Genomic DNA, 19,513 nt, shown 5'->3' on the forward strand with positions numbered 1-19,513 from the left:
GGGGATCAGTCCTTTTCATCCAGCGGAACGATGATCCGGGAGAACGCGCGGCGGCGGCGGCCCGGAGCTTCGGGGTTGGCGGTGGCCTCGGCGACCAGTCGGTTGAGCGTGGTCATGAAGGTCTCGAACTCCTCGTCGGTCAGGTTGAGCGTGGCCGTGCGGTAGCCGACGCCGTCAGCGGCCAGGTCGATTCGAGGACGGCCGAGGTAGTGGGTGAACTCGGCCTGGAGGGCGGCGAGAAAGGCCGCGAAGTAGCGGAGGTGGTCAGCCGGGGTGGCGCCCTCCAGATCCGCCGTGACCAGGGCGGTCGAGGCGTCCGGCAGCCGGTAGATCCGCTCCACCGCGCCCCGGACCCGGCGCTCCTCGGCGACGCGCAGCACACCGGCGTCGCTCAGGGTGTTCAGGTGGCGGTAGAGCGTGGCTTGGGGGACATCGGACAGCCGCTCGGCCACGTCCTTGACGGTCATCGTCTCCTGTCCGATGAACGCCTGCAGGATCCGCAGGCGTACGGGATGGAGAACCACGTCAACCTTTCTCATAGTCGAGAATGCTAATGGTCTCACTAATGAGAATGCAACGTGGCTTCGTCAGCTCGTCGCCTTCCGACGGTGGAGCTGGAGTGGTGGCGCCGGCGTCTCGTCCCAGTTCCCGAGGGGGAAGTTGTCACGCGGCGCGGTGGTGGCTGGGGGACACCCCGCGGACCCGTTTGAAGGCAACGCTCAGCGCGAACGCGTTGGCGTAGCCGACCTGCCGGGCCACTGAGTCGATCGTGATGTCGGAGTGACGCAGCAGGTCGGCGGCGAGTGCGATCCGCCAGCCGGTCAGGTACGTCAGTGGCGGCTCGCCCACGAGGTCGGCGAAGCGGCGTGCGAAGGTCGCCCGCGAGGCACCCACCTTCTCGGCCATCGAGGCCACCGTCCACGGATGAGCCGGCGCATCATGGATCAGCCGCAGCGCCGGCCCGATCAGCGGGTCGCTCTGCGCTCGGTACCAGCCCGGCGCCCGCGCCTCGGGGCGGGCGAACCAGGTGCGCAGGGTCGCGATCAGCGCCAGGTCCAGGAGCCGGTCCAGGACGATCTGCTGCCCGGGCCCTTCGCCGCTGACCTCCTGCGCGAGCAGTTCCATGATCGGTGACGGTGCGTCGGACCGGCGCACCAGCACGATGTCCGGCAGGGCGTTCAGCAGCCGGTCGCTGACCTCGCCGTCGACCTGGTAGGTGCCGCTCGCCAGGGTCGTCGACCCGTCGAGGGAGTGCCCGCTGGTGCGCGGTGCCAGGCGTAGTTGGTCGGTGACGTCGGCGCCGTCGAGCGTCGTCAGCCGGTTGCCTGGGTTGACGACGATGTCGGGCGCCGTGGCCGGGTCGTCGCCGACGGTGTAGGGGGCGGGGCCCTTGACGATGGCGACGTCGCCGGTGCCCAGCAGCACCGGTTCCCCGTGGTCGGGCACGATCCAGGCGTGCCCGCGCAGGGCGGAGGCCAGGGCGAGCCTGGCCCCGTCGGCGATGCGCAGTGCCCACGGCGGCTGCAGGATCGCCTGGCAGAAGGCCGCACTGTGGGCGCGTACGCCTTGGAGGAGGTCTGCGAGCGGATCCACGTCTTCAGATTAGACGAACAGACATGGATTCAAGCGTGACGAACATGGATCGTCTCATCGGATCCGCGTGTACTGGTCGTACCGACACGAGGACGACCTGACGGAGGTTCCGATGTACGCGATCATGGGAGTGACCGGCCACGTGGGCGGTGCGGCGGCGCGTGAGCTGCTGCGCCGAGGGGAGCCGGTACGGGCGGTGGTCCGCGATCCGGCCAAGGGCGCCGACTGGGCGGCCGCGGGGGCGCGGGTGGCCGTGGCCGACTTCGGCCACCGGGAGACGCTGGCGGAGGCGTTGCGCGGCTGCGCGGGGGCGTTCGTCCTGCTGCCGACCGACGTGGCCGCGGCCGACCCGGACGCCGCCCATCGCGCCATGGCCGACACGATCGCCGGTGCGGTGCGGGAAAGCCAGGTGCCCCACGTGGTGGTGTTGTCCTCGATCGGTGCCGACCTGGCCGACGGCACCGGTCCCATCCGCTGGCTGCACCACCTGGAGAACGCGCTGCGCGCAGCGGGCACCCAGGTCACCGCGGTCCGTTCCGGCCACTTCCAGGAGAAGGTTGAACTACTCCTTGGCGCCGTGCTCGACGCGGGCCTCTATCCCGTCTTCGCCGAGTCGGCCGATGTGCCCACGCCGATGATCGCGACCCGAGACATCGGCGGTGTGGTCGCCGACCTCCTCCGCACCCCCGCCCACGCCTCCGAGGTCGTCGATCTGGACGGCCCTATCTACACCGAGCGCCAGGTGGCCGAGGAACTGTCGGCGGTCCTTGGCCGGCCGCTCCAGGTGGTCACCATCGCGCGGCCGGGCTGGGCCGCCGCGATGGTGGACGGCGGCCTCCCGCCGCAGCTCGCGGAGGAGCTGGTGGGCCTGTACGACGCCGAGCAGCGAGGCATCCTCCAGCTCAGGGGCGACCGCCACCTGACCGGCCGGACCGAGCTGCCGGAGACCCTCCGCCACCTGGCGAAGTCCATCAGCACGATCTGAACCGGGCGGCGGCGGCCCCCGTCACGACGACGGGGCCCGCCGGACGGCTCGTCATCAAAGGGTCGGGGGCGGCTCCTCGATGGAGCGGATGGGGGTTCGAGGGCGGAGGTCCACCGACAGCTGGAAGATGTCGGGCCGGTTGTAGTGGCCGGTCGGGTCGAACTTGCGGCGGGCCGCGTGCACGCGGGCGAGGTCGAGGTCGGCGTACAGGATGGTCTCCTCGTGCCGGGACGGGCCCGCGAGGATGGTTCCGGCGGGGTCGATGATGACGCTGTTGCCGCTGTCCACCCACTCGCCGTTGGCCTCACGGCTCCACAGCCGGTCGCGGTCCGGGAAGTCCGCCGGGATCTGGTCCATGTGCACGCAGGGGTTGACCCCGATGACGTAGCAGCGGCCTTCGAGTGCGACGTGCCGCATGGTGGCGATCCAGCCGTCGCTGGGGGCGAGGGTGGGGGCGGCCCAGATGTCCACGCCCTGGCCGTACAGGTAGTAGCGGGCCAGCGGCATGTAGTTCTCCCAGCAGGTCAGCCCGGAGAGCCGGCCGAAGGGAGTGTCCAGGACCGGCAGGGTGGAGCCGTCGCCCATGCCCCACACCGTGCGTTCCGATCCGGTTGGCATCAGCTTGCGGTGCTTGCCGAGGAGGGTGCCGTCGGGGCCGAAGTACAGGGTGGTGTTGTAGATGGTGGCGCCGTGCGGCTCGCGTTCCTGCACGCCGATCACGAGATAGGCGCCGGTGTCGCGGGCGGCGCCGCCGAGGGCGTCGGTGACCGGGCCCGGCACCACCACGGCCTGGTCGACCAGCAGCGCGTACCAGTCCTCGTCGCCGTCCCAGATGCGCCGGGTGTCGGCCCAGATCGGGCTGCCCGGGATGAACACCTCGGGCAGCACGACGATCCGGGCGCCCGCGGCGACCGCCCGGTGCAGCAGTTCGATGCTCCTGTCCAGGCAGGCCTTCTGGTCCATCAGCACGTACGCCGCCTGCACGGCGGCCACTTTCACCGTGGTCATGGCGCGCCTCACCGCACACCCGAGACGACGAGCATCTCGCACGGGCCGACGAATCCCTCGGGGTCCTCGAACTGGGCGAGGGCCTGGCCGATCTCGGCCCAGGTGTCCTCCCGTTCCGCCTCCGACAGGCCGGACATCATCTGGTGCAACGCCCCGAACGACTCCCGCTCGAAGCGTACGCAGTCGGCGGCGTGGCGCATCCGCACCGGGGACGGCACCGTCTCGACCGTGACCCGCTTGAACCCGGCGGTGGCCAGGACCTCCTCCGCCACGCCCGGAGTGCCGAGGCTGAACGGGCCCGGCTGGCCGGGCGCGGGCGGCGGCAGCTGGGCGCGGCGGCGGATGATCCCGACGGGGATGGAGAAGAACCCGTTGCGGTCGGCGGTGGAGTAGACCACGGCGGAGAGCTTCCCACCGGGGCGCAGGGCGGCGCGCATGCCGGCCAGCGCGGCCTGCTGGTCCGGGAAGTAGATCAGCCCGACGCGGGAGATGACCGCGTCGTAGCCGCTCGGGATGACGTCGAGATGCTCGCCGTCGAGTTCACGGGTGGCGATGGTGGCGATCCCGGCGTCCGCGGCGGCCTTGGCCGCGTATTTGAGTATGGCCGGCGAGATGTCGGTGGCCAGCACGTGCCCGCTCTGACCGGCCCGCCGCGCGGCGGCCACGCTCTGACCGCCGGCGCCGGCGGCCACGTCGAGCACCCGGCTGCCGGTCGTGATCCCGGCGGCGTCGAGCATGCGCCGCGTGGCCTGGCCGAGCCAGTTCTCGATGAACGGGCCCCACCGGTCCCACGCCTCGGCGGCGTCCTCCCACTGTGCCCGTGTCGTGCTCTTGTACTGCTGCGCGTTGAATGTCGTCACGATCCCGTACGCGCCAGAAAGGGGGTGGCGCTCGCCAGAAACCGACTGGCACTTCACGCGGGGGGATAATTCAAGGATGCCAGTCTTCATCGGCCGTGCCGAGCCGCTGGGCCGGCTGACCGCCGCCTACCAGGCCGTCACCGCCACCCCGGGTGGCGCGATCCCCGGCTGGGCGGGGCTGGTCCTGGTCACCGGCGAGGCCGGGATCGGCAAGACCGCGCTGCTGACCGAGTTCACCAACCAGGTCGTCGCCGCCGGCGGCACGGTCGTGTGGGGCACCTGCTGGGACGGCGACCAGGCCCCCGCGTGGTGGCCGTGGACCCAGGCGTTGCGGGCGCTGATCGAGCAGCGCCCGGACCTGACGGCCCCCGAGCTGGGGGCGATCCTGCCGGAACTGCCCGGCACCGACGGGACCGTGAGCCGGGTCAGAATCTTCGACGCGGCCGGGCGGCTGCTGCGCCGCGCCGCGCCCGTGGTGGTGATCCTCGACGACCTGCAGTGGGCCGACGAGTCCACCGTCGACCTACTGCGGTTCCTGGCCGGCGCGCCGCAGCGGGGGGCGGTCCTGCTGGTCGGCGCCTACCGTCCGCACGAACCGCCGCCCGGCGTCACCGCCGCCCTGGCCGAGCTGGCGGGCGGCGCGGAACTGGTGACACTGCGCGGGCTGTCCGCCGGCGAGGTGGCCGACCTCGCCCAGACCGTCACCGGTACGGCCGCGCCGGACGAGTGGGTGCGGATCGTGCGCGAGCGCAGCGGCGGCCACCCGTTCTACGCCCGCGAGCTGTGCCGGCTGCTGGCCACCGGGGGCACCGCGGCGGACGTGCCCGTGGCCGTCCGCGACGTGATCGGCCGCCGGCTGGCCCGCCTGTCCCCGGAGTGCGCCGCGCTGCTGGACGCGGCGGCGGTGGCCGGCATGACGCTGCTGCCCGACGTGCTCGCCGAGGTCACCGGCGAGGACGGCACCCGGATCGCCGTGCTGGTGGCCGAGGCGGCGGGGGCCGGGATCCTCGCCCCGGCCGGGCGGTTCGCCCACGACCTGTACCGGGAGACCATCGTCACCACCCTCGAACCGGCGCGCCGGCTGGACCTGCACCACCGGATCGCGCTCGCCCTGCTGGACCGGTACGACCGGGGCGGCCCGGTGTTCGAGGCCGAGCTGGCCCACCACTTCACCGCCGCCCTCCCGGTGGCGGACACCGCCTCCGCCGTGGCCTGGACGCACGCCGCCGCCCGCGCCGACACCGCCAGGTTCGCCTTCGCCGAGGCCGCCGGTCATGTCACCCGGCTGCGCGCCGCGGTCGCCGCCGCCGGCCTCCGCCTGTCCGACACCGACCTGGTCGGCCTGCTCACCACCGAGGCCGACCTGCGCCTACGGGCCGGTGACGCGGTGCGGGCCAGGGAGCTGCTGGACACCGCGTGGGCCAGGGCGGCCGTCACCGGCAGGGCCGACCTGCTCGGCGCGGTGGCCCTGGGCCTGGACCGCGTCGACGCCCGCTTCGCCATGCCCCGCGCCGACCTCCTCTCCGTGCTCGCCACCGCCCGAGAGGCGCTGGACGGCACCGGTACGACCACCGAGGCGACGGTGACCGCGGCCCTGGCCCGCCAGCTCCAGCACTCCGTGCCCGCCGATCGGCCGCAGGCCCGCCCGCTGGCCGAACGCGCGGTCACCATCGCCCGTACGCTGGACGACCCCGCCACGCTGGCCAGCTGCCTGCTTGCCCAGCACGACACCCTGTGGACCCCGGGCACCGCCGTCACCAGGGCCGCCATCGCGGCCGAGATCACCGGCCTGGCCAGGCGCGCCGGCGACCGGGAACGGCACGCCCAGGCCCTGCTGCTGTCGGCGACCGCCCAGCTGGAGAACGCCTCGGCGGCCTTCCGCGCGACCTTCACCGAGTACGCGCACGTGACCCGGCGTCTGCGCCAGCCCCGCCACGACTACCTGCTGCGCACCCGGGAGGCCGCGATCGCGCTGCTCGACGGCGACATCGCCACCGGCGAGCGGCTCTCCGCCGAGGCCGCCGCCCTCGGGGAGAGCGTCGGCGACAGCGACACCGGCAACGTACGCATGTCCCAGCGCCTGGAGGTGGTCCGCGCCCGCAACCGTCCGGCCGAGCTGCGGGAGATGGCCGACGAGGCGGTCGCCTGGTGGATCGGCGCCCCGGCGCACGCCCACGCCGTCGCGGCCGGGTTCCGCGCGCGGGCCGGCGACCTGGACGCGGCCCGCCGGGAGCTGGACACCGTGCTCGCGCTGGAGGACTGGCGCAGCGACCGCTCCTATCTGTGGTCCATCTTCATCGGCGAGATGGTCACGGCCGCCATCGCCGTACGCGATCTCCCGCTCTGCCGGCAGCTCCTCGGCGACCTGCTTCCCCTCGCGGAGACCTGCGCGGTCAACGCGGCCCTCGTCTGCTTCATGGGCGCCCACGCCCACCGGGTCGGACTCCTGTACGCCGCCCTCGACGAGCCCGAACCCGCCCGCCACTGGCTGCACCACGCCCTGCAAACCCACCGCCGCCTCGGCGCCCGCACCTGGGAGGCCGAAACCGACCAAGCGCTCACCGCACTCGACACTGGGGCCGCGGAAACCAGCCAGTCGCTCACTGACCTTCGCGAATCCGTCGCCCCGAACCCGGACATTCCCCTACTGCACCGGGTTGGCGACATGTGGCAGGCCACCTACCGCGGCCACACCGCCTACCTCCGCGACACCAAGGGTTTACGCGACCTCGCCACCCTGCTCGCCCATCCGGACACCGACCTGCCCGCCCTCGACCTCGCCGCGACCGACCACTCCACCGCCGCCCCTGCCTCCGCCGGCCGCACCACGGTCACCCGCCCTGACCCCGTGCTCGACCGCACAGCGCTGGCCGCCTACCGCCGCCGCCTGGCCGAACTCGACGACGAAATCACCACCGCCAAGACCCTCGGGGACTTGGCCCGCCACCAACGCGCCACCGACGAACGCGAACAGGTCCTCTCCGAACTCCGCCGCGCCACCCGTCCGGACGGCGCCTCCCGCCCTCTCGGCCCCACTCCCGCCGAACGCGCCCGCAAGGCCGTCACCGCTCGCATCCGCGACGCCATCCGCCGCATCTCCGACGCCCACCCCGAACTCGGCACCCACCTCAACCGCAGCATCCGCACCGGAACAACCTGCCGCTACGAAGCGGGACAGCAAAGTTGAGAGTCGCGCTTGAGCACCTCTCCAGCGCGAAGAGGCGGCTCGCCGGGCTGACCCCGGCGAGCCGCCTGCTCCCGCACGCTCGTCGTCTTGATCGGCTTTAGTCGAAGTCGAGATACCACTTGTCGGCGCACTGCAATATGCCATTGATCCGCAGGCACGGGCGCACCGCGTGGTGTGACCCATCGATTCTGGGCGTCTCGACATAGGCGGAAGCGCCGGCGTGGTACTTCTCGCAGTAGTCGTAACCGCCGCTGTTCGCGACCTCCGCGTTGGTACGCCAGCCGTGCCCGTTGTTGCGCTCCGTGGCGTCCTTCGGTTCGAACCTGGCTATGGAACGGTCGATGGAGATGTAGGAGCCGTTCGGGAGCCATGCCCTGGCGTAGGCGGCCGCCGAGGTTTTTCCGGTGTAGAGATACGTCGTGGTCAGGCGCAGCGTCACGGGGTAGGGAGATCCGACCTGCCCCCACGCGATCAATTCCGTGCCACCCACGCATTTTGCGGCCGCCTGCGCCGGCGCCGCCCCGGCGAGCACAGTCAGCGGTACAGCCACCAGCATCGCCGCCATCGCGGACAGCACACGTCGTCCCCGTTTGAACCTCATCGATCTCCTCCAGATCGCTCAACCCGCCCCGCCAGCCACTGCTCACACCTGGACGGACGGGCCACCCCGGCCGTACAAATCGCCCGGAACGGATGATGGATACGAGAAGAGTCTCCAGGTCGTCCGTATATTCCGCGTATAACCGGGGCTGCCATGCCCGATCTAGCTCCCGCTGGAGGAGGCTTCACCGTACGGGCGTGCCCGTGGTCCCCGTGGGGAACTCCTCGATGCCGAGTACCCGCAGCAGTTCCAGTCGCTCGCGGGTTTCGGCGTCCGCCGGGGTGAGTACCAGCAGTTGCTGGCCCTGGTCGGGGGCCGCCCGGTTCTGGGCCAGGACCTCGCTCAGGTCGGACAGCACCAGGGCCGGGGTGTCGCCGAGCAGGTCGAGCATGCGCATCAGGCCGGCGCGGGCCAGGCGGGCCACCCCGTCGGCGGGCGGGGGGCGGTGGCCGGTCAGATGGAACAGGTGATCGCGCTCGTCGTCGGAGAGGCGCAATGCCCGGGCCAGCGCGCTCAGCAGCTGGGTCGAGGGCTGACTGCTGCGGCCCTGCTCCAGGCGTACGACATAGTCCACCGACATGCCGGCGAGCATCGCCACCTCTTCCCGGCGCAGGCCCGTGGTGCGGCGGCGAGGGCTGTCGGCGAAGCCCACCTCGGACGGCCGGATCGCCTGACGGCGGCGGCGTAGGAAGTCGGCGAGCTGGTCACGTTGCATATTTCATACTGCCTCGCGGTCGGCGAGCCGAGCCAGGGAGCGGCTCTCCCACGATGAACGCTCCGCTTCCGCCCGCCACGACCCGGGCCCAGGGTTGAGGGACGACATCGACAAGAGGGAGACCGTGATGCAGACACGAACCCTGGGCCGCACCGGACCGGCCGTTTCCGCACTGGGCCTGGGCGCGATGGGCATGTCGGGCGCTTACGGCGCGGCCGACCGCGCGGAGAGCATCGCCACCGTGCACGCCGCGCTGGAGGCCGGCGTCACCCTGATCGACACCGGCGACTTCTACGCCATGGGCCACAACGAGTTGCTGCTCGCCGAGGCGCTGCGCGGCCGGGATCGCGACAGCTACCGGTTGAGCGTCAAGTTCGGCATGCTGCGCGGCCCGGGCGTCGGGTTCGGCGGGCATGACGCCCGTCCCGAGGCGGTGAAGAACTTCTTGGCCTACTCGCTGACCCGGCTGGGCACCGACCACATCGACATCTACCGTCCCGCCCGGCTGGACCCGGCGGTACCGATCGAGGAGACGGTGGGCGCGATCAAGGAGATGGTCGACGCCGGGTACGTGCGGCACATCGGGCTCTCGGAGGTCGACGCGGCGACGATCCGCCGGGCGCACGCCGTACACCCGATCGCCGACCTGCAGATCGAGTACTCGCTGATCTCCCGCGCGGTGGAGGCGGACATTCTGCCCACGCTGCGGGAGCTCGGCATCGGCCTGACCGCGTACGGCGTGCTCAGCCGCGGCCTCATCTCCGGGCACTGGACCGCCGGCCACACCGCCGGCCCCGGCGACGGCCGCGGCCTCAGCCCGCGGTTCTCCAGCGAGAACGTGGAACACAACCTCGCCCTCGTGGACGCTCTGCGCCGGGTCGCCGACGCGAAGGGCCGCACCGTCGCCCAGCTGGCCATCGCCTGGGTGGCCGCACAGGGCGAGAACATCGTGCCGCTGGTCGGTGCTCGCACCCGCGAGCGGCTGGCCGAGGCGCTGCCCGCGATGGATCTGAACCTCACCGCGGACGACCTCGCCGAAATCGAGAAGGCGGTGCCGCCGGGCGCGGCACGCGGCGACCGATACCCGTCCGCGTTCATGTCCAACCTCGGCGCGGGCAACTGAGCCAGGCTCGCCAGTGCCATGGGTCAAGTGGCGGCCCGGCGGGCTTCGAGCGCATCCAGAATCAGGTCCAGGCCGTAGCTGAACTCGCTCGCGTAGTCGTAGCCCGGTCGCAGGGCGTGGTCGACGATCATTTCCCTGAGGTATGGCAGCTCGCCCGCCGGCAGGCGCTCGAAGATGTCGCCGGCCACTTCCTCGACGTCTTCCGGCGTCGTCATCGGCAGGTTCGCCTCCTGGAGGACGAACCCGCCGATGTAGCTGTCGATGAGCGAGACCGCGTGCGCGGCCATCGGCAGCGTGAACCCCGCCTCCCGGAGGACGCCGAGGACGGCGTCGTGGTGGCGGAGCGTCGCCGGCCCCGGGTTGCGACGGGAGTCCATGAGGCCGAGAGCCCAGCTGTGCTGCGACAGGACCGTACGCGCGGAGGAAGCTCGCGCACGGATCGCCTCGCGCCAATCGTCGCGCCCGGCGCCGGGCAGCTCGATCGCCGCGAACACCATGTCGACCACGCCGTCGAGGATCGCGTCCTTGTTCGGTACGTGGTGGTAGAGCGACATCGCCTCCACGCCCAGTTCCTGCGCCACCCGTCGCATCGTGATCGCCTCCACACCGCCGCGATCAGCGACTCGGATCGCGGCTTCCAGCACGCGGCCTCTGCTGAGCGGTTGCGGTGGTGACACGACGGCTCCCGTGGGCAAGTTGACAACCTTACGAGCGTAAGCCAACCTTACGACCGTAAGGCACCTTACCGGTGTAAGGGCGAGAGAAGGAGATCCCGATGCCGATGCCGAAGTGGTGGGGGCACGTGAACAAGAGGGTGTTCAACCCTCGCGCGATCGCGGGCGGGAAGTGGCCGGTCCTGATCCACGTCGGTCGCGCGTCCGGCGCGACGTACCGCACACCGCTCGACGCGCACCCCGTCGACGGCGGCTACCTGTTCGTCCTGGTGTACGGATCACGCTCGGACTGGGTGCAGAACGTCCTGGCGGCCGACGGCGCGCGACTCCGGGTCGATGGGAGGGAGATGGAACTCACCGCCCCACGCCTCGTCGGGCAGGACGAGGCGTTCCAGGTCCTCCCCGACGGGGTGGCGCGCCCACCGAGGCTGCTCCGCATCACCGAGTTCCTCCGCATGGACCTGGTCACAGGCTGACGATCGCGCCATTGGCCCCAGGAAGCACCTCAATATGTATTCGTTCTTGAGGCTTTCCCTGCCTTATCGAAGAGGGCTGAGGGCACCACTGTTCCATGGCAGACCTTCCCTTTCAGGATCAGGCGGATTTCGAGGACGCCGACCGTGGCTTCGTCGCGAAACTGACCCCAGGGGTGGTAGAGGCGGCCGACGGCACGGTCATCTGGGATAACGACGCCTACGACTTCCTCGGCGATAACTGTCCGGAGACCGCGCACCCGAGCCTGTGGCGTCAGGCGCGGCTCTGCGCCAAGCAGGGCCTGTACGAGGTGACGAACGGCATCTACCAGGTACGCGGCCTGGACCTGTCCAACATGACCCTCGTCGAGGGCCGCAGCGGCGTCATCGTCATCGACCCGCTGCTGTCGGTCGAGTGCGCCGCCGCCGCGCTGCGCCTCTACCGGGAGCACCGGGGTGACCGCCCGGTCACCGGTCTGATCTACACCCACTCCCACGCCGACCACTTCGGCGGCGCCCGCGGCGTCACCGACGGGGTGGACCTGCCCATCATCGCCCCGGCCGGTTTTCTCGAACACGCCGTCGCCGAGAACGTCTACGCCGGCACCGCCATGAACCGCCGCGCCTCGTACATGTACGGCCAACTCCTCCCGCGTTCCCCCGAAGGCCAGCTCGGCTGCGGGCTGGGCATGGCCACCTCGGCCGGCACCGTCTCCCTCATCCCGCCCACCCTCGACATCACCCGTACCGGTCAGGAGGAGACGGTCGACGGCGTCCGCATCGTCTTCCAGCTCACCCCCGGCACCGAGGCGCCGGCGGAGATGAACTTCCTGTTCCCCGACCACCGCGCGTTGTGCCTGGCCGAGAACGCCACCCACAACCTGCACAACGTGCTCACCCTGCGCGGCGCGCTGGTGCGCGACAGCCGCCGCTGGGCCCGGTACCTGACCGAGGCCATCGCGCTGTTCGCCGACCAGGCGGATGTGGCCTTCGCCTCCCACCACTGGCCCACCTGGGGCAGGGACGAGATCGTCACCTTCCTGTCCCAGCAGCGCGACCTGTACGCCTACCTGCACGACCAGACCGTACGCCTGCTCAATCGCGGCCTGACCGGCAGCGAGATCGCCGAGGCCATGCAGTTGCCGCCCGCCCTGGAGCAGGCCTGGCACACCCACGGCTACTACGGGTCGGTCAGCCACAACGTCAAGGCGATCTACCAGCGGTACCTGGGCTGGTTCGACGGCAACCCGGCCCATCTGTGGGAGCACCCGCCCGTCCAGCTGGCCCGCCGCTACGTCGAGTGCCTGGGCGGCACCTCCGCCGTGGTCGGCCTGGCCAAACGCTATTTCCAGGAGGGCGACCTGCGCTTCGCTGCGACCCTGCTCAACCACGTGGTGTTCGCCGACGAGAAGGCCGCCGCGGCCCGTCGGCTCCTGGCGCAGGTCTACACGCGGATGGGCCACGGCGCCGAGAACGCCACCTGGCGCAACTTCTTCCTCACCGGCGCCACCGAGCTGACCGGCCAGGCCTCAGCCGCCACGGTCAGCACGACCGGCCCTGACCTGCTCCGTGCGCTCACCGTGGAGCAGATCTTCGACTCCGTCGCCATCCGCGTGCACGGGCCCAACGCCTGGAACGAGCGCCTCGCCATCGACTGGCACCTCACCGACCTGGGCGAACGCCATCGCACCACGCTGTCCAACGGCGTCCTGATCCATCAGCTCGCGCCGCCGGACGGCCAAGTGGAGCTGACCCTGCGGCTGACCAAACAGCGCCTGCTCGACCTGCTCGCCGGGGAGGACGCCGACGACATCGACCACGACGGCGACCTGACCGTCCTGCGACGGCTGACCGCCGTACTGGAAGAGCTCGCGCCGGACTTCGCCATCGTCACGCCCTGACGCCCCCGGCCTCAGAAGGGGAAGGTCCGGTCCTGGTCGCGTACGGTGACCCACTGGAGTTCGCAGAACTCCTCGGCGGCGAAGCCGAGACCGAAGCGTCCCCAGCCGCTGTCCTTGACGCCGCCGAACGGCATGTGCGGTTCGTCGTTGACGGGCTGGTCGTTCACGTGGACGATGCCGACGTCCAGTTTCGCCGCCAGTCGCAGGCCGCGGCGGCTGTCACCGGTGATGATCGAGGCGGCCAGGCCCAGATCCGACCGGTTGGCCCGGGCGACCGCCTCCTCGGCCGAGTCGACGGCCTCCAGGACCACGACCGGCCCGAAGGTCTCGCCGTGGGCGATCTCGGCCTCGTCGGGGACGTCGGTGAGCACGGTGGCCGGATAGCACGGCGGCCGGGGGACCCCGCCGGCCAGGACCCGGGCGCCGAGTTCGACGGCCTCGTTGACGCGGCGGTCGAGCAGGGCCAGGGCCCACTCGTTGATGACCGGCCCGACGACCGTCGCCGGATCGCCCGGGTCGCCCGTCGGCAGCGCCGCCACCTTGGCCGCGAACCGCTCGGCGAACTCCTCGGCCAGCGGGCGTTCGACGTAGACCCGCCGTGCGCACATGCACACCTGTCCCTGGTGGATGAAGGCGCCGTAGGCCGCGGCGTCCACCGCGTACCCGACCTCGGCGTCGCGGGCGACGATGAGCGGGTTCTGCCCGCTGAGCTGGAGCACGACGCGCTTGAGGTGCCTGCCCGCCTTCTCGGCGAGGCGCCGTCCCGTCGGCGTCGACCCGGTGAAGTTGATCCGTTTGACCAGGGGGCTGGTGAGCATCGCGTCGCCGATGCCGCCGGCCTCGCCGGGGGCGTGGGTGACGACGTTGAGCGCGCCGGAGGGCAGGCCGGCCTCCTGGAGGAGCTCCGCCCAGAGCGCGCCGCCGGTGTAGGGGGACTCCTCCGAGGGTTTCAGCACCACCGTGTTGCCGAGGGCGAGCGGCCCGATGACCGCCCGTCCGCCCAGGGCGAGTGAGGCGTTCCAGGGCGCTATCGCGCCGACCACGCCGACCGGGCGGCGTACGGCCATCGCCTGGGTGCCCTCCACGTCCGACGGGAGCAGTTCCCCGGCCGGCCGGTACGCCAGGGTCGCGGCCTGGCGGAGGAGCTTGAGGGCGAAGTCGACCTGGACGCTGCCGAAGTGGCGTCCGCACCCGGTCTCCACCGCGAGGGCGTCGAGGATCTCGGCGCGGCGCCCCTCCAGGAGGTCGGCCGCGCGCAGGAAGATCTGCTGGCGTCGCCAGGGCGCCTCTCCGGCCCAGCCGCCGAACGCCGCATGGGCGGCCTCGATCGCCCGGTGCGCGTCCTCGCCGTCACCGGCGGCGATCTCGCCGAGCACCTCGCCGGACCAGGGGGAGCGGTTCGGATACCAGCGCCCTGAGCCGGCCGGCGCCCAGTCGCCACCCACGAAGTGCCCGACCTGCGCCTTCTGCCAGCCTCTCGCTGGACGGGTCGAGGCGCGCCCCGCTCCGGCCATATGACGTGATCCTCTCTTGCCCCTCGTTTCGTACGGCCGCACCGCCGGACGCCCGGATGGCAGGCTACATGTGCCACCCGGTCCAGAAGCGTTCACCCTGATCGAGCCCGTAGTCAAAAAGGTTCGAATAGTTGGAACCAGGCCACCATATGCTGACCCCGTGACCGATGACGAGTCCCCCCGCCCGCGCGGCCGCGCGACCTCCGACCCTTCCGGTTCCTTCTCCGTGTCCCTGGAGCGGGGGCTGAGCATCCTGTCCGCCTTCACCGGGAACCGCTCGGTGCTGGGCATCGCCGACCTGGCGAGGGCCGTCGGCCTCAACAAGAGCACCACGCACCGGTACGTCGCCACCCTGACCAAGCTGGAGTACATCCAGCAGGACCCGGAGACCAAGAAGTACTTCCTCGGCCCGCGGGCGGCCGACCTCGGGTTCGCGGCGATCGACTCCATGGAGCTCACCCGCGTCGCCGGGCCCCTGCTCCAGGCCCTGGCCGACGAGACGGGGTTCACGGCCAGCATGGGCCTGTGCGACGGATCGGACGTCGTCTACGTGGACCGCAGGCGGAGCGGCCGGCGCAGTTCCCTGGCCATGGACCTCAACCTGCACGTGGGCTCCCGGCTGCCCGCCTACTGCACCTCGATGGGCAAGGTGCTGCTGGCGTACCGGGATCCGGCGGCGCTCAGGCAGATCCTCGACCGCACGGACATGGCGCGCCGGGGGCCGAAGACGATCACCAACCGGGAGCAGCTGACCGCCGCCCTCGCCAAGGTGCGCCAGAGCGGCGTCGCGATGAACGACGAGGAACTGGCCCCGGGGCTGCGCTCGTTCGCGGCGCCGGTGCGCGACAGGTCGGGCGAGGTCGTCGCGGCGGTCAACGTCGCCGTTCACCTGACCGTCGCGCCGACCACCGTGGAAGCCCTGGCGGGGCGGATCGAGCCGCCGCTCCGGCGCGCCGCCGCCGAGATCTCCAAGCGCCTCGGATACCGTCCGCAGGCCTGAGTCGTTCCAATCACGCAAATCGCGTTCGAACTTCTGGAACAGAGTGTTGCTCTGGTGTTAACGGGACCGTACGGTCGGCTCAACTTTCCGCCACCCGGACCCAAGTGCCATCTCCCGGCCACGAGGTGGCCGAACGAGTTCCCCCCAAGGCAACACAGAGCAAGGCGGTGTCCGCCAAGAGCGCCTCCGCTCGGACACCGTCGAAGAAGGAGTTTGGCGTGAGCGACACCTTTATGGACGGCATGGGCCGCCGTTCCTTCCTCAGGGCGGTCGGACTCGGTGCCGCGGCCCTCGGCGGCGGCTCGCTGGTGAGCGCGTGCGGCGGGCTGAAGGGCACGGGCGCCTCCTCGTCCGACGTGCTCAAAATCGGATACGTCAGCCCCCAGACGGGCCCGCTGGCCGGCTTCGCCACCGCCGACAACTTCGTGGTCAAGCAGATCCAGGAGGCGTTGCGGAACGGGTTCACCTCCGGCGGCAAGAAGCGCACGATCGAGATCGTCGTCAAGGACACCCAGTCCAACCCCAACCGCGCCACCGAGGTCACCCGGCAGCTGATCAACAGCGACAGGGTCGACCTCATCGTCGGCTCCTCCACGCCCGACACCACCAACCCCGTGGCCGACCAGTGCGAGGCCAACGGCATCCCCAACGTCACCACGATCGCTCCCTGGGAGGCGTGGTTCCACGGCCGGGGCGGCAAGCCGGGCGAGGGCTTCAAGTACACGACGCTGTTCTTCTTCGGCATGCAGGAGTTCGCCGACTGCTTCTTCCCCATGTGGGAGCGCATGGAGGTCGCCAACAAGAACGTGGCCTCCCTGTGGCCCAACGACACCGACGCCAACGCCTTCCGCCAGGGGCTCGGCCCGATGATGGAGAAGTCCGGCTACACCGTGGTCGACGGCGGCGCCTATCAGGACGGCGCGACCGACTTCACCGCGCAGATCGCGAAGTTCAAGGAGTCGGACGCCGAGCTGTTCACCTGCACCCCGATCCCCCCGGACTTCCAGACCTTCTGGAAGCAGGCGCAGCAGCAGGGCTTCCGGCCGAAGCTGGCCACCGTCGCGAAGGTCATGCTGTTCCCCTCGGAGGCCGAGGCCCTCGGTCGGCTCGCCGACAACATCGCCACCGACTTCTGGTGGAGCCCCGCCCACCCCTACACCTCCACCCTGGACGGCAAGAGCGCCAAGCAACTCGCCGACGACTTCGCCGCCGACACCGGCAAGCAGTGGACCCAGGCCCTCGGCTCGGTCTACTCGCTGTTCGAGATCGCGGTCCAGGCCTTCAAGGACGCGGGCGACCCCAAGGACCGCGACGAGGTGGCCGCCAAGCTGCGCGGCATGAAGATCAACTGCATGAGCGGGAACCTCGACTTCACCGCGGGCCCGCAGCCGGGCATCGCCATCCAGCACCCGGTCGGCGGTCAGTGGCGTCAGGGCGAGCGCTTCCCCTGGGACGTCGTCATCGTCGACAACACCGCCAACAAGGACGTCCCCGTCGGCGGCGACCTGAAGCCCACCAACGCCTGATGGCCCCGCCACTGCTGCACCTGGACGGCGTCACCAAGAGCTTCGGCAAGGTGACCGTCGCCAGGGAGCTGACGCTTTCTGTCCAGCCGGGGGAGGCGCTCGGGATCGTGGGCCCGAACGGAGCCGGCAAGTCCAGCCTGTTCGCCATGATCTCCGGTGACCTGCGCCCCGACAGCGGCGCGGTGTGGCTGGCGGGGCGGGAGGTCACCGCCGTCCCGGCGCACGCCCGCACCCGGGCCGGCGTCGGCCGTACCTACCAGGTGCCCCGCCCCTTCGAGCACCTGACCGTGTTCGAGAACGTGCTGGTGTGCGCCCACCAGGGCGCCGGGCTCAAGGGCAGGCAGGCCTGGACGCACAGCATGGACGTGCTCGACGGCACCGGCCTGGCCGCCCTCGCCAACACCCCCGCGGGACGGCTCACCCTGCTCCAGCGCAAGCGCCTGGAGGTGGCCCGCGCCATCGGCACCGCACCCCGGCTGCTGCTGCTGGACGAGGTCGCCGGCGGGCTGACCGAGCCGGAGGTGCTCGAACTGGTCGAGGTGGTGCGACGGCTGCACGCCGAGGGCCTCGGCATCGTCTGGATCGAGCACGTCGTGCACGCGCTGGTGCGAACGGTCGGCCGGATGGTCTGCCTGGCCGGCGGCGACGTGGTCGCGGACGGCGAGCCGATCGCGGTGCTCGCCGACCCGAAGGTACGCGAGCTCTACCTGGGCGGCGGCCCGGAGACCGGCCTGCTCGACGAGGAGGGCTCATGACGCTGCTGTCGATCCGCGACCTCACCGTGCACCACGGCCAGCTCCGCGCCGTGGACGGCCTCAGCCTGGACCTGGCCGAGGGCGAGGTGCTCGCGATCATCGGCGCCAACGGCGCGGGCAAGTCCACGCTGCTGCGCGCCCTGGCCGGGCTCAACCCGCCGACGTCGGGGAGCGTCCACCTCAAGGGCCGCGACATCACCCGCTTCCCCGCCTACATGCGGGTGTCGGAGGGGATCGCCCTGGTGCCGGAGGGGCGGCGGCTGTTCTCCTCCCTCACGGTGGAGGAGAACCTGCTGACCGGCGCGTACCGCAGGCGTCCCGGGCCCTGGAGTCTGGCCCGGGTCTATGAGTTGTTCCCCTGGATGGCCGATCGGCGCAGGCAGCGGGCCGCGCAGTTGTCGGGCGGCGAGCAGCAGTCGGTGGCCATCGGCAGGGCGCTGCTGTCCAACCCCGATCTGCTGCTCATCGACGAGCTGTCGCTGGGCCTGGCACCGGTGATCGTAGGCCGCATCTACCAGGTGCTTCCGGACATCGTGGCCACCGGCGCCACCGCGCTGATCGTCGAGCAGGACGTCTCGCAGGCCCTGCGGGTGGCGGACAGGGTGCACTGCCTGCTCGAAGGCCGCTCCGTCCTGCACGGACGGCCTCAGGATCTGACCGCCGAGCAGGTCGAGCAGGCGTACTTCGGCATCGGCGCCGAAACCGCAGGAAAGGGACGAGACTGACATGGGCTGGCTCAACGCCGTCGTCCAAGGGCTGCTGCTCGGCGGGCTCTACGCGCTGTTCGCGACCGGGCTGTCGCTGATGTTCGGCGTCATGCGGATCGTGAACCTCGCGCACGGCGACCTCGCGGTGGTCGCCTCGTTCCTGGCGCTGGCCCTGGTCAGCGGCACCGGGCTGCCGCTGTGGGTGGTGCTGGTGGTGACCGTCCCGCTGTTCGCCGTGCTCGGGTACCTGACCCAGCGGGCGCTGCTGCAACGCAGCCTGTCCGCCGGGCCGCTGGCGACGCTGCTGGTCACCTTCGGCCTGTCCATCGTGCTCCAGAACGTCCTGCTGGAGATCTTCTCCGCGGATACCCGCACCCTCGACGGAGGTTCCTTCGCCACGGGCTCCTTCGAGCTCAACGGCACGATCTCCGTCGGCTATCTCTCGCTGACGACGTTCCTGCTGGCCTGCCTGGCCCTGACCGGCATCCAGCTGTTCCTGTCGCGCACCGGCCTCGGCCGGATGCTGCGCGCCTCCTCCGACGACCGGGAGACCGCGAACCTGGTGGGCGCCGACAGCCGGCACGTCTACGGCATCGCGACCGCCATCGCGTTCGCCACCGTCGCGCTGGCCGGACTGATGTTCGCGATCCGCTCGTCGTTCGACCCCGCGATCGGTCCCTCGCGGCTGATCTTCGCGTTCGAGGCGGTCGTCATCGGCGGCCTCGGGTCGCTGTGGGGGACCCTGCTCGGCGGCGTCGTCCTCGGCGTCACCCAGTCCGTGGGGGCGCAGATCGACCCCGCGCTGACCCTGCTCGCCGGCCACCTCGTCTTCCTCGCCGTGCTGGCCTTCCGGCCGCAGGGCCTGCTCGCGGGACGGACCACATGACCATC

At 71.2% G+C, this 19,513-nt stretch carries 18 protein-coding genes; 10 read left to right on the forward strand and 8 right to left on the reverse strand.

Annotated features, from left to right (window positions below; all coding sequences use genetic code 11):
* Positions 1-5 precede the first annotated feature (5 nt).
* Positions 6-539 carry a helix-turn-helix domain-containing protein gene (locus KIP79_RS14780; protein WP_214105363.1) on the reverse strand — a complete coding sequence of 178 codons (534 nt, stop codon included), beginning with the start codon at positions 537-539 and terminating at the stop codon, positions 6-8.
* Between the two features lie 124 nt (positions 540-663).
* Positions 664-1,593 carry an AraC family transcriptional regulator gene (locus KIP79_RS14785; RefSeq protein WP_214105364.1) on the reverse strand — a complete coding sequence of 310 codons (930 nt, stop codon included), beginning with the start codon at positions 1,591-1,593 and terminating at the stop codon, positions 664-666.
* Between the two features lie 112 nt (positions 1,594-1,705).
* Between KIP79_RS14785 and KIP79_RS14790 the strand changes: the two genes are divergently transcribed.
* A complete protein-coding gene (locus tag KIP79_RS14790; protein WP_214105365.1) occupies positions 1,706-2,578 on the forward strand; it encodes an NAD(P)H-binding protein in 873 nt (290 codons plus the stop codon).
* 54 nt (positions 2,579-2,632) lie between these two features.
* Here the strand turns inward: KIP79_RS14790 and KIP79_RS14795 are convergent, their stop codons facing one another.
* Positions 2,633-3,586 (reverse strand): carbon-nitrogen hydrolase family protein, encoded by a 954-nt coding sequence (locus tag KIP79_RS14795; protein WP_214105366.1) that lies wholly within the window; start codon positions 3,584-3,586, stop codon positions 2,633-2,635.
* 8 nt (positions 3,587-3,594) lie between these two features.
* On the reverse strand, positions 3,595-4,446 hold the full coding sequence (locus tag KIP79_RS14800) for a class I SAM-dependent methyltransferase (RefSeq protein WP_214105367.1): 852 nt from the start codon (positions 4,444-4,446) through the stop codon (positions 3,595-3,597).
* A gap of 76 nt (positions 4,447-4,522) precedes the next feature.
* Between KIP79_RS14800 and KIP79_RS14805 the strand changes: the two genes are divergently transcribed.
* Positions 4,523-7,633: an ATP-binding protein gene (locus tag KIP79_RS14805; protein WP_214105368.1), complete on the forward strand. Its 3,111-nt coding sequence runs from the start codon at positions 4,523-4,525 to the stop codon at positions 7,631-7,633.
* 97 nt (positions 7,634-7,730) lie between these two features.
* Here KIP79_RS14805 and KIP79_RS14810 read toward each other — a convergent pair whose 3' ends face one another.
* Positions 7,731-8,198, reverse strand: a complete 468-nt coding sequence (locus KIP79_RS14810) for a hypothetical protein (RefSeq protein ID WP_214105369.1) — start codon at positions 8,196-8,198, stop codon at positions 7,731-7,733.
* Between the two features lie 220 nt (positions 8,199-8,418).
* A complete protein-coding gene (locus KIP79_RS14815; RefSeq protein ID WP_214105370.1) occupies positions 8,419-8,949 on the reverse strand; it encodes a helix-turn-helix domain-containing protein in 531 nt (176 codons plus the stop codon).
* 127 nt (positions 8,950-9,076) lie between these two features.
* Between KIP79_RS14815 and KIP79_RS14820 the strand changes: the two genes are divergently transcribed.
* On the forward strand, positions 9,077-10,072 hold the full coding sequence (locus tag KIP79_RS14820; protein ID WP_214105371.1) for an aldo/keto reductase: 996 nt from the start codon (positions 9,077-9,079) through the stop codon (positions 10,070-10,072).
* A 23-nt stretch (positions 10,073-10,095) separates the two neighbouring features.
* Here KIP79_RS14820 and KIP79_RS14825 read toward each other — a convergent pair whose 3' ends face one another.
* Positions 10,096-10,716: a TetR/AcrR family transcriptional regulator gene (locus KIP79_RS14825; RefSeq protein WP_308169728.1), complete on the reverse strand. Its 621-nt coding sequence runs from the start codon at positions 10,714-10,716 to the stop codon at positions 10,096-10,098.
* 131 nt (positions 10,717-10,847) lie between these two features.
* Here KIP79_RS14825 and KIP79_RS14830 point away from each other — a divergent pair, with 131 nt between their 5' ends.
* Positions 10,848-11,222, forward strand: a complete 375-nt coding sequence (locus KIP79_RS14830) for a nitroreductase family deazaflavin-dependent oxidoreductase (RefSeq protein WP_214105373.1) — start codon at positions 10,848-10,850, stop codon at positions 11,220-11,222.
* Positions 11,223-11,317: 95 nt separating this feature from the next.
* Positions 11,318-13,120 (forward strand): alkyl/aryl-sulfatase, encoded by a 1,803-nt coding sequence (locus KIP79_RS14835; protein ID WP_214105374.1) that lies wholly within the window; start codon positions 11,318-11,320, stop codon positions 13,118-13,120.
* Between the two features lie 11 nt (positions 13,121-13,131).
* Here KIP79_RS14835 and KIP79_RS14840 read toward each other — a convergent pair whose 3' ends face one another.
* Entirely contained in the window at positions 13,132-14,634 is a 1,503-nt protein-coding gene (locus tag KIP79_RS14840) for an aldehyde dehydrogenase family protein (RefSeq protein WP_214105375.1), read from the reverse strand.
* A 160-nt stretch (positions 14,635-14,794) separates the two neighbouring features.
* Between KIP79_RS14840 and KIP79_RS14845 the strand changes: the two genes are divergently transcribed.
* From KIP79_RS14845 to KIP79_RS14865, 5 genes are all read left to right on the forward strand, one after another.
* Positions 14,795-15,634, forward strand: coding sequence for an IclR family transcriptional regulator (locus KIP79_RS14845; protein ID WP_214105376.1), 840 nt, complete (start codon positions 14,795-14,797; stop codon positions 15,632-15,634).
* A gap of 218 nt (positions 15,635-15,852) precedes the next feature.
* On the forward strand, positions 15,853-17,160 hold the full coding sequence (locus tag KIP79_RS14850) for an ABC transporter substrate-binding protein (protein WP_214105377.1): 1,308 nt from the start codon (positions 15,853-15,855) through the stop codon (positions 17,158-17,160).
* Entirely contained in the window at positions 17,160-17,915 is a 756-nt protein-coding gene (locus KIP79_RS14855) for an ABC transporter ATP-binding protein (protein WP_214105378.1), read from the forward strand. The genes KIP79_RS14850 and KIP79_RS14855 overlap by 1 nt, the downstream gene beginning before the upstream one ends.
* The gene (locus KIP79_RS14860; protein WP_214105379.1) at positions 17,912-18,640 is read left to right on the forward strand and encodes an ABC transporter ATP-binding protein; all 729 of its coding nucleotides are present in this window, start codon (positions 17,912-17,914) and stop codon (positions 18,638-18,640) included. The genes KIP79_RS14855 and KIP79_RS14860 overlap by 4 nt, the downstream gene beginning before the upstream one ends.
* Before the next feature lies 1 nt (position 18,641).
* A complete protein-coding gene (locus KIP79_RS14865; protein WP_214105380.1) occupies positions 18,642-19,508 on the forward strand; it encodes a branched-chain amino acid ABC transporter permease in 867 nt (288 codons plus the stop codon).
* Positions 19,509-19,513 lie beyond the last annotated feature (5 nt).

Origin of the sequence: Acrocarpospora catenulata, assembly GCF_018476525.1 — a bacterium.
GTDB lineage: Bacteria > Actinomycetota > Actinomycetes > Streptosporangiales > Streptosporangiaceae > Acrocarpospora > Acrocarpospora catenulata.